The organism is Pseudomonas sp. NPDC087029 (assembly GCF_044745345.1).
GTDB lineage: Bacteria > Pseudomonadota > Gammaproteobacteria > Pseudomonadales > Pseudomonadaceae > Aquipseudomonas > Aquipseudomonas faucium.
In genome coordinates this window covers 109,547-124,431 of the sequence record NZ_JBIVAB010000004.1, presented here as the reverse complement: position 1 = coordinate 124,431, position 14,885 = coordinate 109,547, and the positions used below count along the sequence as shown (strand labels likewise).

General features: G+C 61.6%; 13 protein-coding genes. 7 read left to right on the top strand and 6 right to left on the bottom strand.

The genetic code is table 11. The features are described 5' to 3' along the window. Positions 1-76: 76 nt before the first annotated feature. Genes yidC through rpmH form a run of 4 tightly spaced genes read right to left on the bottom strand, consistent with a single transcriptional unit; the run spans position 77 to position 2,552 of the window. Positions 77-1,759, bottom strand: coding sequence for a membrane protein insertase YidC (gene yidC / locus ACIPG5_RS08855; protein WP_176511756.1), 1,683 nt, complete (start codon positions 1,757-1,759; stop codon positions 77-79). Between the two features lie 2 nt (positions 1,760-1,761). Beyond that, on the bottom strand, positions 1,762-2,007 hold the full coding sequence (gene yidD / locus ACIPG5_RS08850; RefSeq protein ID WP_078477749.1) for a membrane protein insertion efficiency factor YidD: 246 nt from the start codon (positions 2,005-2,007) through the stop codon (positions 1,762-1,764). Then, positions 2,000-2,404 (bottom strand): ribonuclease P protein component, encoded by a 405-nt coding sequence (rnpA, locus tag ACIPG5_RS08845; protein WP_176511810.1) that lies wholly within the window; start codon positions 2,402-2,404, stop codon positions 2,000-2,002. The genes yidD and rnpA overlap by 8 nt, the downstream gene beginning before the upstream one ends. 13 nt (positions 2,405-2,417) lie before the next feature. Then, positions 2,418-2,552 carry a 50S ribosomal protein L34 gene (gene rpmH / locus ACIPG5_RS08840; protein WP_003253163.1) on the bottom strand — a complete coding sequence of 45 codons (135 nt, stop codon included), beginning with the start codon at positions 2,550-2,552 and terminating at the stop codon, positions 2,418-2,420. Between the two features lie 584 nt (positions 2,553-3,136). Between rpmH and dnaA the strand changes: the two genes are divergently transcribed. Genes dnaA through gyrB form a run of 4 tightly spaced genes read left to right on the top strand, consistent with a single transcriptional unit; the run spans position 3,137 to position 9,358 of the window. Beyond that, positions 3,137-4,672, top strand: a complete 1,536-nt coding sequence (dnaA, locus tag ACIPG5_RS08835) for a chromosomal replication initiator protein DnaA (protein ID WP_176511755.1) — start codon at positions 3,137-3,139, stop codon at positions 4,670-4,672. A gap of 40 nt (positions 4,673-4,712) precedes the next feature. Then, entirely contained in the window at positions 4,713-5,816 is a 1,104-nt protein-coding gene (gene dnaN / locus ACIPG5_RS08830) for a DNA polymerase III subunit beta (protein ID WP_176511754.1), read from the top strand. Between the two features lie 13 nt (positions 5,817-5,829). Next, positions 5,830-6,933, top strand: coding sequence for a DNA replication/repair protein RecF (gene recF / locus ACIPG5_RS08825; protein WP_176511753.1), 1,104 nt, complete (start codon positions 5,830-5,832; stop codon positions 6,931-6,933). 4 nt (positions 6,934-6,937) lie between these two features. Continuing rightward, positions 6,938-9,358, top strand: coding sequence for a DNA topoisomerase (ATP-hydrolyzing) subunit B (gene gyrB / locus ACIPG5_RS08820; protein ID WP_176511752.1), 2,421 nt, complete (start codon positions 6,938-6,940; stop codon positions 9,356-9,358). 72 nt (positions 9,359-9,430) lie between these two features. Here the strand turns inward: gyrB and ACIPG5_RS08815 are convergent, their stop codons facing one another. Beyond that, positions 9,431-10,729 (bottom strand): sigma 54-interacting transcriptional regulator, encoded by a 1,299-nt coding sequence (locus ACIPG5_RS08815; RefSeq protein ID WP_314616389.1) that lies wholly within the window; start codon positions 10,727-10,729, stop codon positions 9,431-9,433. 220 nt (positions 10,730-10,949) lie between these two features. Here ACIPG5_RS08815 and ACIPG5_RS08810 point away from each other — a divergent pair, with 220 nt between their 5' ends. The 3 genes from ACIPG5_RS08810 to ACIPG5_RS08800 are packed head-to-tail and all read left to right on the top strand — an operon-like array spanning position 10,950 to position 13,957. After that, positions 10,950-11,834: an MBL fold metallo-hydrolase gene (locus ACIPG5_RS08810; protein WP_401374381.1), complete on the top strand. Its 885-nt coding sequence runs from the start codon at positions 10,950-10,952 to the stop codon at positions 11,832-11,834. 39 nt (positions 11,835-11,873) lie between these two features. Further along, positions 11,874-13,142 (top strand): FAD/NAD(P)-binding oxidoreductase, encoded by a 1,269-nt coding sequence (locus ACIPG5_RS08805; RefSeq protein WP_401374379.1) that lies wholly within the window; start codon positions 11,874-11,876, stop codon positions 13,140-13,142. Then, positions 13,139-13,957, top strand: a complete 819-nt coding sequence (locus tag ACIPG5_RS08800; protein ID WP_401374376.1) for a sulfite exporter TauE/SafE family protein — start codon at positions 13,139-13,141, stop codon at positions 13,955-13,957. Before ACIPG5_RS08805 ends, ACIPG5_RS08800 begins: the two co-directional genes overlap by 4 nt. Here the strand turns inward: ACIPG5_RS08800 and ACIPG5_RS08795 are convergent. Further along, a complete protein-coding gene (locus ACIPG5_RS08795) occupies positions 13,946-14,833 on the bottom strand; it encodes a LysR family transcriptional regulator (RefSeq protein ID WP_176511747.1) in 888 nt (295 codons plus the stop codon). The genes ACIPG5_RS08800 and ACIPG5_RS08795 overlap by 12 nt on opposite strands. Positions 14,834-14,885: the final 52 nt, after the last annotated feature.

Here is a 14,885-nt window from a genome sequence, read left to right as displayed (position 1 = left end):
CTCTACGACAAATACGACAGATAGCAAAAACGCCCCCGAGGGGGCGTTTTTATTCACAGGCTAGCTGAGTAGCCCGTCAAGCAGCAGCTTTTTTCGTCGCTGCTTCGATACGGCGGGTGATGTACCACTGCTGGGTGATCGACAAGCAGTTGTTCACAACCCAGTACAGCACCAGGCCCGCTGGGAACCACAGGAAGAAGAAGGTGAAGATGATCGGCATCATTTTCATCACCTTGGCTTGCATCGGATCCGGCGGAGTCGGGTTCAGGCGCTGCTGGATGAACATGGTCGCGCCCATGATGATCGGCAGGATGAAGAACGGATCCTTGATCGACAGGTCGGTGATCCACAGCATCCACGGGGCCTGGCGCATTTCTACGCTTTCCAGCAGTACCCAGTACAGGGCCAGGAACACCGGCATCTGGACCAGGATCGGCAGGCAGCCGCCCAGCGGGTTGATCTTCTCTTTCTTGTACAGCTCCATCATCGCCTGGGACATCTTCTGGCGATCGTCACCGAAGCGTTCCTTCAGCGCGGCAAGCTTCGGCGCCACGGCACGCATGCGCGCCATCGAGCGGTAGCTGGCAGCCGACAGCGGGAAGAACAGGCCCTTGATGAGCATGGTCAGGACGATGATCGACCAGCCCCAGTTACCCAGCAGGCTGTGGATATGTTGCAGCAGCCAGAAGATCGGCTGGGCGATGAACCACAGGAAGCCGTAGTCGACGGTCAGTTCCAGGCCTGGGGACAACTCCTTGAGCTTGGACTGGATCTTCGGGCCGGCGTACAGCATGGCGCTGGTTTCGACCTTGCCGCCAGCAGGTACGCTGATGGCCGGGCCGGTGTAGCCGATGATGTAGTTGCCCTGGCTGTCCTTGCGGGTCTGCACAACGTTGTTGTCGGACTTGGCAGGAATCCAGGCGGTCACGAAGTAGTGCTGCAGCCAGGCGACCCAGCCGCCGGACACATTTTCTTTCAAACTACCTTTGTCGATGTCCTTCATCGACACTTTCTTGTACGGCTCGGACGCGGTCCACATGGCGGCGCCCAGGTAGGTCGCGGTGCCGGTGGCAGTGCTCGAGGACGGATCGCCACTGGCGTCACGCTTGAGCTGGGCAAACATGTTGCCGCTCCAGGCCTGAGCGCTCTGGTTGTCGATCAGGTAGCTGACGGTCAGGTCGTACTCGCCGCGCTTGAAGCTGAAGCGCTTGATGTAGTTCACACCGTTGTCGCTGAACTTCAGGTCGACCACCAGTTGTTCCTGGCCATCGGCCATCTGGTAGGACTTCTGCTCGGCAGCGTACAGCGGACGGCCAGTGGAACGGGCGTCCGGGCCATTGGCGCCGGTCAGGCCGCTCTGGGCCAGGTACACGCGCTCGCCACCGTTGTCGAACAGCTGGAACGGAATGTCCGGATGGTCCTGGCGGCGTGGGTACTTCGGCAGGTTCAGCTGGACGATGTCACCACCGACTGGGTCGATAGCCAGTTCCAGGACATCGGTCTTGACCTTGATCAGATCCTTGCTGAGTGCAACAGGTGCCAGTTCTGCAGGGCTCGACTCGCCGTTGGCGCTCGGTACATCGGCGCTGGCGCCGTTGTTGGCGGCGGGTACGCCATCGGGCAAGCCCGGAGCAACAGTGCTGGCAGCAGTATTCTGAGTCGGCAAGGCAGCCTGGCCGTAGTCATCGTTCCACTTCAGGACCATGACGTAGGACACGATTGCCAGGGCGGCGATCAGGATCGTGCGTTTAATATCCATGATTACTCGGCTATCGAAGAAGTTCGGGAGGAAGGAGCGGGAGGAACGGGATCGAAACCGCCGTCGTTCCACGGATGACAACGCCCCAGGCGACGAACGGCTAGCCACCCGCCACGCCAGAGACCATGGTTTTCAATGGCTTCGTAAGCGTAACAGGAGCAACTGGGGTAGAAACGACAGTGGCTGGCCATCAGAGGACTAATGGCGTAACGGTAAAACTGGATCGGAACGAGTGCCAGTTTACGCATCTTGACTGTCTACCCCTGCGGAATCGGCGTTTGCCGCTGGAGAGGGCCGGCTGCGGGCCAGGCGTTTCCAGAGCTTGCCAAAGTGTTGGTGCAATTCCGGGTTTTCTATCTCACCCAATCCCTTGCGCGCGACGATCACTATGTCCAAGCCAGCGAGCATTTGCTGGTTCAGACGGAAGGAATCGCGCATCAAGCGCTTGAGGCGATTGCGTTGAACGGCGAGCTTGACGCTCTTCTTGCCGATCACCAGGCCGAGGCGTGGATGATCGAGCCCGTTCTCGCGAGCAAGGATCAGCAGGTTTTTCCCTGGAACCTTGCCGGTTGGGGAGTCGAAGACCGCTTTGAAATGCCGGGGTGTAAGCAGTCGCTTTTCCCGACTGAAGTCCTGACTCACCACCTGTGCCGAAAAATCAAATGGCCAGACGCTTACGGCCTTTGGCACGACGACGCGACAGAACAGCGCGGCCGTTCTTGGTAGCCATACGGGCACGGAAGCCGTGGGTGCGAGCGCGCTTGATGGTGCTTGGTTGGAAAGTACGTTTCATGGCGTGTTACCTGGGTTTGTCGACAACGGGCCGGGATGGCCCCCTTTTTAAGAGATCGGCGATTCTAGAGAAAGCAAGCCAATAGGTCAATTTCCAACCAGTCATTCCTTATGGAAGGTGATCGCTGGCGTTCCTCCGGCCAAGGCTTGCCCGTGCAGGCAAACGGACGACAAAATGAAAAAAAAGAAGAGACATATAAAAAGCTTTTCTGAAGAACTTATAACTCTTAAGTGGATAAGTATCTGTGGATAACTTCTTGCAGCCCTTTGTTCATGGGCTGTACAGAATTTCAAAACCTTGTCCACAACGGGTGCTGCGCCTGTGCTGCGCATGCGCACAAGTTGTGGATGAAAACGCCGCTTATCCACAGGGGAGTTATCCACACGGCTCGACCCAGGGTTGTGCATAGCCCTCATGTGCGCTTATCCACAGGGCTTATCCACCGCCTTGAAAGGGTGTTTTGGTCGCTAAATGGCTGATTTGTCATGGCTCAGAATGTTTCCACATGTGGATAACTGAGCGCTCGACCGGTACAATGGCGGTTTGTTTTTGCCTCATCCGGCTTTCAAACTCAGGGGATATCCGTGTCAGTGGAACTTTGGCAGCAGTGCGTGGAGCTTCTGCGCGATGAACTGCCTGCCCAGCAATTCAACACCTGGATCCGTCCGCTACAGGTCGAAGCCGAAGGCGACGAGTTGCGCGTCTATGCGCCTAACCGCTTCGTTCTCGATTGGGTGAATGAAAAGTACCTCGGCCGCCTGCTCGAACTGTTGGGTGAGAACGGCAGCGGCATCGCGCCTGCCCTTTCCTTATTAATAGGCAGCCGTCGCAGCTCTGCGCCGCGCGCTGCGCCCAACGCCCCGGTCAGTGCTGCAGTGGCAGCCTCGCTCGCGCAAAGCCAGCCCCAGGCTGCCAATGCGCCGGCCGCAGCCGTTGCCGAGCCGGTCATGGCCAGCGTTGTCGAACCTGTGCTGGTGACCGATAGCGCCGAGTCGTCCTCGCGAGACAGCTTCGATGCCATGGCCGACAGTAACGCGGCACCCGCTGCCAGCGGGCGTACCGAACAACGCACCGTCCAGGTCGAAGGTGCGCTCAAGCACACCAGCTACCTGAACCGCACCTTCACCTTCGAAACCTTTGTCGAAGGCAAGTCGAACCAGCTGGCCCGCGCCGCGGCCTGGCAGGTGGCCGACAACCCCAAGCACGGCTACAACCCGCTGTTCCTGTATGGCGGCGTAGGCTTGGGCAAGACGCACCTGATGCATGCTGTGGGTAACCACCTGCTGAAGAAGAACCCGAATGCCAAGGTGGTCTACCTGCATTCCGAGCGCTTCGTCGCAGACATGGTCAAGGCGCTGCAGCTGAACGCGATCAACGAATTCAAGCGGTTCTACCGCTCGGTGGATGCGCTGCTGATCGACGACATCCAGTTCTTCGCCCGCAAGGAGCGTTCGCAGGAAGAGTTTTTCCACACCTTCAACGCCTTGCTCGAAGGTGGCCAGCAGGTGATTCTCACCAGCGACCGCTACCCCAAGGAAATCGAAGGCCTGGAAGAGCGTCTGAAGTCGCGCTTCGGCTGGGGCCTGACGGTGGCCGTGGAGCCGCCGGAACTGGAAACCCGTGTCGCGATCCTGATGAAGAAGGCCGACCAGGCCAAGGTCGAGCTGCCGCACGACGCGGCGTTCTTCATCGCCCAGCGCATCCGCTCCAACGTGCGTGAACTGGAAGGCGCCCTGAAGCGGGTGATTGCCCACTCGCACTTCATGGGCCGCGACATCACCATCGAGCTGATTCGCGAGTCGCTGAAAGACCTGCTGGCGCTGCAAGACAAGCTGGTGAGTGTGGATAACATTCAGCGCACCGTGGCCGAGTACTACAAGATCAAGATCGCCGATCTGTTGTCCAAACGCCGCTCGCGTTCCGTCGCGCGCCCGCGTCAGGTGGCCATGGCGTTGTCCAAGGAGCTGACCAACCATAGCCTGCCGGAAATCGGCGACATGTTTGGCGGCCGCGACCACACCACCGTGCTGCACGCCTGCCGCAAGATCAACGAATTGAAGGAATCCGACGCGGACATCCGCGAGGACTACAAGAACCTGCTGCGCACGCTGACGACCTGATGGCCGTCAGCCCAGCTAATTGAAGGCAAGGGACTAGACCATGCATTTCACCATTCAACGCGAAGCCCTGTTGAAACCCCTGCAACTGGTCGCCGGTGTCGTCGAGCGCCGCCAGACCTTGCCGGTCCTGTCCAACGTACTGCTGGTCGTACAAGGCCAGCAGCTGTCGTTGACCGGTACCGACCTGGAAGTCGAACTGGTAGGCCGCGTGCAACTCGAAGAGCCGGCCGAGCCCGGCGAAATCACTGTCCCGGCGCGCAAGCTGATGGACATCTGCAAGAGCCTGCCCAACGACGTTCTGATCGATATCAAGGTCGATGAGCAGAAGCTGTTGGTCAAGGCCGGCCGTAGCCGTTTCACCCTGTCGACCCTGCCTGCCAACGACTTCCCGACGGTGGAAGAAGGCCCGGGTTCGCTGACCTGCAACCTGGAGCAGAGCAAGCTGCGTCGCCTGATCGAGCGCACCAGCTTCGCCATGGCTCAGCAGGACGTGCGCTACTACCTCAACGGCATGCTGCTGGAAGTGTCGCGCAATACCTTGCGCGCAGTGTCCACCGATGGCCATCGCCTGGCCCTGTGCTCGATGAGCGCCGCGATCGAACAGGATGAGCGTCACCAGGTCATCGTGCCGCGCAAGGGTATCCTCGAGCTGGCGCGCCTGCTCACCGACCCTGAAGGCATGGTCAGCATCGTGCTCGGCCAGCATCACATCCGCGCGACCACCGGTGAGTTCACCTTCACCTCGAAACTGGTCGACGGCAAATTCCCGGACTACGAGCGCGTGCTGCCTAAAGGTGGTGACAAGCTGGTGGTGGGCGATCGTCAGGCGCTGCGTGAAGCCTTCAGCCGTACCGCGATTCTTTCCAACGAAAAGTACCGCGGCATTCGCCTGCAACTGGCTGCCGGCCAGCTGAAGATCCAGGCCAACAACCCTGAGCAGGAAGAAGCCGAAGAAGAAATCAGCGTCGATTACGAAGGCAGCTCGCTGGAAATCGGCTTCAACGTCAGCTACCTGCTCGACGTGCTGGGTGTCATGACTACCGAGCAAGTTCGTCTGATCCTGTCCGATTCCAACAGCAGTGCCCTGCTGCAGGAAGCCGGCAACGACGATTCTTCCTACGTAGTCATGCCGATGCGCCTGTAACGTAGCAGGCCAAATGTCCCTTCGACGTATCATGGTCACCGCGGTGCGCAACCTGCACCCGGTGACCCTCACACCCTCCCCCCGCATCAATATTCTCTACGGCGCCAACGGCAGCGGTAAGACCAGCGTGCTCGAAGCTGTGCACCTGCTCGGCCTGGCTCGCTCATTTCGCAGCACTCGCCTGAACCCGGTCATTCAATACGAACAACCGGCGTGCACGGTATTTGGCGAAGTGCAGCTGGCCGAAGGTGGCACCAGCAACCTTGGTGTATCACGGGAGCGCCAGGGGGAGTTCACCATTCGCATTGATGGCCAGAATGCCAGGAGCGCAGCCCAATTGGCTGAGCTGCTGCCCTTGCAGCTGATCAACCCAGACAGTTTCCGCTTGCTGGAAGGCGCGCCGAAAATACGTCGGCAGTTCCTCGATTGGGGGGTGTTCCACGTGGAACCTCGCTTCCTGCCCGCCTGGCAACGCCTGCAGAAGGCGCTGCGGCAGCGGAACTCGTGGTTGCGTCATGGTACACTTGACCCAGCTTCGCAAGCCGCCTGGGACCGGGAATTGTGCCTGGCCAGCGCGGAAATAGATGAATACCGTCGCAACTACATCAAGGCCTTGAAGCCCGTCTTCGAGCGAACCCTGAGCGAACTGGTCGAGCTGGACGGGTTGACCCTGAGCTATTACCGAGGCTGGGACAAGGACCGGGAACTGCAAGAAGTCCTCGCCTCCTCTCTCCTTCGCGATCAGCAGATGGGCCATACCCAGGCCGGTCCGCAACGTGCTGATTTGCGTCTTCGTCTGGCTGCCAATAATGCAGCGGACATTTTGTCGCGCGGTCAGCAAAAGTTGGTGGTGTGCGCATTGCGCATCGCCCAGGGCCACCTCGTCAGCCAGGCTCGCCGCGGTCACTGTATTTATCTCGTGGATGACTTGCCGTCGGAGCTGGACGACCAGCACCGCCGCGCATTGTGCCGCTTGCTTGAAGAATTACGCTGCCAGGTGTTCATCACCTGTGTAGATCACGAATTACTGAGGGAAGGCTGGCAAACGGAAACGCCAGTTGCTTTGTTCCACGTGGAACAGGGCCGTATCACCCAGACCCACGACCATCGGGAGTGAAGGCATGAGCGAAAATCAAACGTACGACTCCTCCAGCATCAAGGTGCTGAAAGGTTTGGATGCCGTGCGCAAGCGCCCCGGCATGTACATTGGCGACACCGATGATGGTAGCGGCCTGCACCACATGGTCTTCGAGGTGGTCGACAACTCGATCGACGAAGCCCTCGCGGGTCACTGCGATGACATCACCGTCATCATTCACACCGACGAATCCATCAGCGTGCGCGACAACGGCCGCGGTATTCCGGTAGACGTGCATAAAGAAGAAGGCGTTTCGGCAGCCGAGGTCATCATGACCGTGCTGCACGCCGGCGGTAAGTTCGACGACAACTCGTACAAGGTTTCCGGTGGTCTGCACGGTGTGGGTGTTTCGGTAGTAAACGCCCTGTCCGAAAAGCTGGTGCTGACCGTTCGCCGCAGCGGCAAGATCTGGGAACAGACCTACGTGCACGGTGTGCCACAGGCGCCGATGGCCGTTGTCGGTGAAAGCGAAACCACCGGTACCCACATCCACTTCAAGCCGTCGGCTGAAACCTTCAAGAACATTCACTTCAGCTGGGACATCCTGGCCAAGCGTATCCGTGAGTTGTCGTTCCTCAATTCCGGCGTTGGCATCCTGCTGAAGGACGAGCGCTCGGGCAAAGAAGAGTTCTTCAAATACGAAGGCGGCCTGCGTGCGTTCGTCGAGTACCTGAACACCAACAAGACCCCGGTCAACTCCCAGGTGTTCCACTTCAACATCCAGCGCGACGATGGCGTGGGTGTTGAAGTTGCGCTGCAGTGGAACGACAGCTTCAACGAAAACCTGCTGTGCTTCACCAACAACATTCCGCAGCGCGACGGCGGTACTCATCTGGTGGGCTTCCGTTCTTCCCTGACCCGTAGCCTGAACAACTACATCGAGCAGGAAGGCCTGGCCAAGAAGAACAAGGTTGCCACCACGGGTGATGACGCCCGTGAAGGCCTGACCGCGATCATTTCGGTAAAAGTGCCGGATCCGAAGTTCAGCTCCCAGACCAAGGACAAGCTGGTTTCCTCGGAGGTGAAAACCGCCGTGGAACAGGAGATGAACAAGTACTTCGCCGACTTCCTGTTGGAAAACCCCAACGAAGCCAAGGCCGTCGTCGGCAAGATGATCGACGCAGCCCGTGCCCGCGAAGCGGCGCGTAAAGCGCGTGAAATGACTCGCCGCAAAGGCGCGCTGGATATTGCCGGCCTGCCGGGCAAACTGGCGGACTGCCAGGAGAAGGACCCTGCCCTTTCCGAACTGTACCTGGTGGAGGGTGACTCCGCAGGTGGCTCGGCCAAGCAAGGTCGTAACCGCCGTACCCAGGCGATCCTGCCGCTCAAGGGCAAGATCCTCAACGTCGAGAAAGCCCGTTTCGACAAGATGATCTCGTCCCAGGAAGTGGGCACGCTGATCACTGCGCTGGGCTGCGGCATCGGCCGCGAAGAGTACAACATCGACAAGCTGCGTTATCACAACATCATCATCATGACCGATGCTGACGTCGACGGTTCGCACATCCGTACCCTGCTGCTGACCTTCTTCTTCCGTCAGCTGCCGGAACTGGTCGAGCGTGGCTACATCTACATCGCCCAGCCGCCGCTGTACAAGGTCAAGAAAGGCAAGCAGGAGCAGTACATCAAGGACGACGAGGCCATGGAAGAGTACATGACCCAGTCGGCCCTCGAAGATGCCAGCCTGCACCTGGACGAATCGGCGCCAGCCGTTTCCGGCGTTCAGCTGGAAGCGCTGGTCAACGAATTCCGCAGCGTGATGAAGACCCTCAAGCGTCTGTCGCGCCTGTACCCGGAAGAGCTGACCGAGCACTTCATCTACCTGCCTGAAGTCACCCTCGAGCAGTTGGGCGACCATGCCGTGATGCAGGCCTGGCTGGACAGCTTCCAGCAGCGCCTGAACAACAGCCAGAAGTCGGGCCTGGCGTACAAGGCCAGCCTGCGCGAAGACAAGGAACGCAATGTCTGGCTGCCGGAAGTGGAAATCACCTCCCACGGCCTGGCCAGCTACATCACCTTCAACCGCGACTTCTTCGGCAGCAACGACTACCGCACCGTGGTCAATATCGGCGCCAAGCTGTCCAGCCTGCTGGGCGAAGGTGCCTATGTTCAGCGTGGTGAGCGCCGCAAGGCGATCGTCGAGTTCAAGGAAGGCCTGGACTGGCTGATGAACGAGACCACCAAGCGCCACACCATCCAGCGCTATAAAGGGCTGGGTGAGATGAACCCGGACCAGCTGTGGGAAACCACCATGGACCCAACCGTGCGCCGCATGCTGAAGGTCACCATCGAAGATGCGATCGCTGCCGACCAGATCTTCAACACCCTGATGGGTGATGCGGTAGAGCCGCGCCGTGAGTTCATTGAAAGCAATGCCCTGTCGGTATCGAACCTGGACTTCTGATCAGGTGTAGAAACCGCACAAAAGAAAGCCCGCGCAAGCGGGCTTTTTTTTGGCTGCTCGATCTTGCAAGGGCTAGGACAACCCCAACGCCTTCAGGCGCCGATACAAGGTGCGCTCGCTCATGCCAAGGTGGCGCGCCAACTCACTGCGCGGCCCCTGGAACTGCTCCAGCGCCTGCGCCAGCTCACCCAGGCCATTGCGCCCTCGCCCGCCGCCAGGGCCGCGAACCTGCTCCGGGCCTATATCTTCCGGCAGGTGTTCAGGCCGTATCAGCCCGTCGTCGGCAAACAGGCGAGCCCGTTCCAGGATGTTGCGCAGCTCGCGGATATTGCCCGGGAAAGGATGCAGCTCAAGGTGCTGCTGCGCTTCGCGGCTCAGCTTCGGCGCCGGGTTGCCTGGCATGCGCTGCAGCAGGCTTTCGGCAAGCAGCGGCAGGTCTTCCACACGTTCGCGCAGCGCCGGCAAACGGATGGGGAAACCGCTGATGCGGTAGTACAGGTCTTCCCGGAACGTGCCCTCTGCCACCATCTGCTTCAATGGCTTGTGCGTCGCCGACACCAGGCGGAAATCCGAATGCACGGTACGCAGGCTGCCAACCGGGCGGAAGCTGCCGGACTCGATCAGGCGCAGCAACTTGACCTGCATGGCCAACGGCACTTCGCCGATTTCATCGAGAAACAGCGTGCCGCCGTGGGCCGCTTCGGCCAGGCCGATCTTGCGCTGGTTGGCACCGGTGAAGGCGCCTTTCTCGTAGCCGAACAATTCGCTCTCGAACAGCGATTCGGTCAGGCCGGTGCAGTCGACCACCACCAAGGGGCCGTTGGCCCGTGGGCTGCCCATGTGGATGGCGCGGGCGAACAGCTCCTTGCCGGTGCCCGATTCGCCCTGCAGCAGCACCGGGATCTGTGCGGGTGCCGCACGCTGCAGGCTGGCCAAGGCATGCTTGAAGGCCGGCGCGCGCCCGACCAGCCCTTGCTGCTGAGGTTGCGCCGAGGCCAGGGTGACGGTGGTCAGGCGCTCGACGAAGGCCACCACCCTGCCTTGTTCATCGAGGATCGGGCGCAATTCCACATCCACGTGTTCCGGCCCGCGTGGGGTGTGATGAATGTGCAGGACCCGCTCCGGCACTTTGCTGTCCCACGCTTTGCGCATCGGGCAATGCTCACCGGCCTGGTCGCACGGCACCGCGTAGTGATGGGAGACGCGGTGGCACTTCTCGCCCAGTGGCGCTTGCTGGTCACGGCCGAACAACCGGCGATAGGCTGCGTTGGCCGCGAGGATGTTGTAGTCGGTATCCAGCACGATCGTAGGCAGTGCATCGTGTTCGAGGTAGGAAACCAGGGCTAGGATGATGGAACGGGATTCAGGCATGACGGCACCGATGGATGACCGATGCAGGGTAACAAGGACTGCCAAACACTGCCATTGGCTGTCAGTCGACTGCCAATGGCGCTGCCATACTGGCCAACCCTGCGTCAGCAGCGCCCGGTTTCATTGGCCATTGCAGTCCGGGCGGCCTGGCATGCATCTTGATAAACCTCCTGGCACTGCCTGCGCCTGCCAAGGTGCGGTGGATAAATTGGAGAACGTGATGATCATCGGCAACAACCTTCACGTGGAAGCCTTCTTCGACAAGGCGACCTCGACCATCAGCTACCTGGTCATGGACGGCGAGACGCGCAAGTGCGCACTGATCGACAGCGTCCTCGACTACGACCCCAAGTCCGGGCGCACCTGCACCGATTCGGCCGACCTGCTGATTGCCCGGGTAAAGGCGCTGGGTGCCGAGGTGCAGTGGGTGCTGGAAACCCACGTGCATGCCGACCACCTTTCTGCGGCGGCCTATCTCAAGGAACATCTGGGCGGGCATACCGCCATTGGTGCGCACATCACCCAGGTGCAGAAAGTCTTCGGCTCGCTGTTCAACGCCGAACCTGGCTTCGCCCGCGATGGCAGCCAGTTCGATGTGCTGCTCGAAGACGAGGAAGGGTTTCGCATCGGCAACCTGCATGCCCGTGCCCTGCACACCCCTGGGCATACCCCCGCTTGCATGAGCTATGTGGTCACCGATGCCGGGGAGAAGGCGGTGTTCGTTGGCGACACCCTGTTCATGCCCGACTACGGCACGGCGCGCTGCGACTTCCCCGGTGCCGACGCCCGCACCCTGTATCGCTCCATCCGCCGCTTGCTGGCATTCCCCGACCAGACCCAGCTGTTCATGTGCCACGACTACTTGCCAGGTGGCCGTGAGATGCGCTACGTGACCACCGTGGCCGAGCAGCGCGCCAGCAACATCCACATCCACCACGGCATCGACGAGGACAGCTTCGTCGCCATGCGCGAAGCCCGCGACAAGACCCTCGACATGCCAGTGCTGATCCTGCCTTCGGTGCAGGTGAACATGCGCAGCGGCCATTTCCCCGAGCCCGAGGAAAACGGCGTGAGCTACCTGAAGATCCCGCTGAACAAGCTCTGACTGCCCTGCTCCATCATTAGAAATCCAGGAAATTCCGTCATGCCTGCCTTGTTGTCCTCCCCTCATGCCGACCACCACAAAGTGGTCATCGTCGGTGCCGGCGCCGCCGGTATCGCCACCGCCTCAAGCCTGATCAGCCGCGACCCGTCGCTGGACATCGCCCTCATCGACCCCGCCGACGTGCACTACTACCAGCCCGGCTGGACCATGGTCGGTGCGGGCGTGTTCAAGGCGCCAAGCACCGCCCGCACCATGGCCTCGGCCATCCCCCGTGGTGTGCACTGGGTGAAGGCTCGGGTTCAGGGCTTCGACCCGTCGGCCCAGCTGGTGATGCTCGAAGACGGCCGCGCCATCAGTTACGAACAGCTGGTGGTCTGCCCTGGCCTCAAGCTCGACTGGGAGGCCATTGCCGGGCTCAGCGAAACCCTTGGCCGCAATGGCGTGACCTCCAACTACCGTTACGACCTGGCGCCCTACACCTGGCAGCTGGTGCAAAACCTCAAGCAGGGCCGCGCGCTGTTCACCCAGCCGCCCATGCCGATCAAGTGCGCGGGCGCGCCGCAAAAGGCGTTGTACTTGTCGTGCGACCACTGGCTGCGCCACGGCCATCTGGGTAACGTCAAGGCCAGCTTCTTCAATGCCGGCGCCGTGCTGTTCGGCGTGCCCGACTATGTACCGGCGCTGATGGCCTACATCGACAAGTACGGGGTCGACCTCAACTACAGCCACCGCCTGGTGGCGGTGGATGGCCCCAACAAGCGCGCGACCTTCGTCCGCACCCTCGCCGACGGCAGCAGCGAAACCCGCACTGAAGCCTTCGACATGCTGCACGTGGTACCGCCGCAGGTCGCTCCTGACTTCATCCGCCAGAGCCCGTTGGCCGATGCCGCCGGCTGGGTCGACGTCGACCCGCAGACCTTGCGCCATCGCCAGTTCTCCAATGTTCATGCCCTGGGCGACGTAGCCAACACCAGCAACGCCAAGACCGCCGCCGCTGCCCGCAAGCAGGCACCGGTGGTGGCCAACAATGTGCTGGTGGCGCTCGGCAGGCTGCCGACCCTGGCCCAGTACGATGGCTACGGCTCCTGCCCGCTGACCGTCGAGCGCGGCAAGATCGTGCTGGCCGAGTTCACCTATGGCGGCAAGGTCGCGCCCAGCTTCCCGCGCTGGCTGCTCGACGGTCGCAAGCCTACCCGCCTGGCCTGGCTGCTCAAGGCGCGGGTGCTGCCACCGCTGTATTGGCAGGCCATGCTCAAGGGGCGTGAGTGGTTGGCACGGCCGCAGCCGCTGGTCGAGGCACGCCAGTGATCGAACACGAACTGTTGGGCGCCGGCCTCGGCGCCATCATCGGTGCGGTGCTGGCGCTGACTGGCGCCGGCGGTGGCATCCTGGCGGTGCCGCTGCTGGTGTTCGGCCTGGGCTTGTCGATGGTCGAAGCAGCGCCGATCGGGTTGCTGGCGGTGGGGATGGCGGCGGCCGTGGGCGCAGTGCTGGGGTTGCGGCAGGGCCTGGTGCGCTATCGCGCTGCCCTGTTCATCGCCGTGATCGGCATCGCGGCAGCGCCGTTCGGCTTGATGCTCGCCCACCGCTTGCCCAACACGCCCCTGGCCCTGGTGTTCGCCGCGGTGCTGGTGTATGCCTGCCTGCGCATCTGGCGCAAGGCGGCCAAGGAGCTGCGCGGCGAAGCGTCGGAAGCTCACCGCTACATCGAACCCTGCGTGCTCAACCCGCTGCAGGGCCGCTTGCGCTGGACCTTGCCGTGCGCACGCGCCCTGGCTTTCACCGGGGCGTTGTCCGGGCTGCTGTCCGGTTTGCTCGGTGTGGGGGGCGGGTTCGTGATCATTCCGGCGTTAAACCGCTATACCAACTTGCGCATGAAAAGCATCGTTTCCACCTCGCTGGCGGTGATCGCCCTGGTGTCCACGGGCAGTGTGGTCAGCGCCAGCCTGGCAGGCGTGATGCACTGGCGCGTGGGTGCACCGTTCGCCGTCGGTGCGGTGCTCGGCTTGCTGGCGGCTCGGCCGCTGGCCGCCAAACTCGCCGGGCCACGCCTGCAGCAGATGTTTGCCGTGGCCGGTTGGTCGGCGGCGTTGCTGTTGGCCGGCAAGGCGCTATTCGGCTAGCAGTTCGCCTTGTTGCGCAGCGCACAGCGCCAGCAGGTAGTCCCACACCACCCGCAGGCGCACCGACTTGTGCAGCTCGCGGCGGGTGCAGATCCAGTAGCTGCGCTGGATGGTCTCGCTGGGCAGCACGCGCACCAGCGTGGGGTCGTGGCGGGCCATGTAGTTGGGCAGCACGGCAATGCCCAGCCCTGCGCGGGCGGCGGTCTGCTGGGCAATCACGCTGGTGCTGCGAAAGGCGACGTTGGGTGAACGGCAGAAGCTGTTGAGAAACAGCAGCTCCTGGCTGAACAACAGGTCATCGACGTAGCCGATCCAGCTGTGCTGGGCCAAATCCTCGCGGTGGCGCAGTGGCGGGGCGCGGTCCAGGTAGGCTTGGCTGGCATACAGCGCCAGGCGGTAGTCGGTGAGCTTGCGGGTGATCAACAGGTCGGCGCTGGGCCGTTCCAGGTGAATGCTGATTTCCGCTTCGCGGTTGAGGATGCTGACGAAGCGCGGCACGGCCACCAGTTCCACTTCAAGGCCCGGGTAGCGCTCGAACAGCTCGCCCATGCGCGGGGTGAAGAACATGATGCCGATGCCTTCGGTGACGCCCAGGCGGATCTTGCCCAGCGGGGTGATGGCCTGGGTGATTTCTTCCTGCGCCAGCAGGGCGACGTTTTCCATGGCTTCGGCGTGCTTGAGCAGTGCCTGGCCGGACGAGGTCAGCTCGTAGCCCTGGGCATGCTGCACGAACAGCGGCGTGCCGAGGCTTTTCTCGATGCTTTCGATATGCCGGGCAACGGTGCTGTGGGTGGTGTTGAGGCGTTTGGCGGCAGTGAGCAGGCGGCCGCTGCGCTGCAACTCGAGGAAAAACCGCAGATCATTCCAGTCGAACATGCTTGTCCCTTTGTGCTGTTCGTTCCGGCCCTATCGCCGGCAAGCCGGCTCC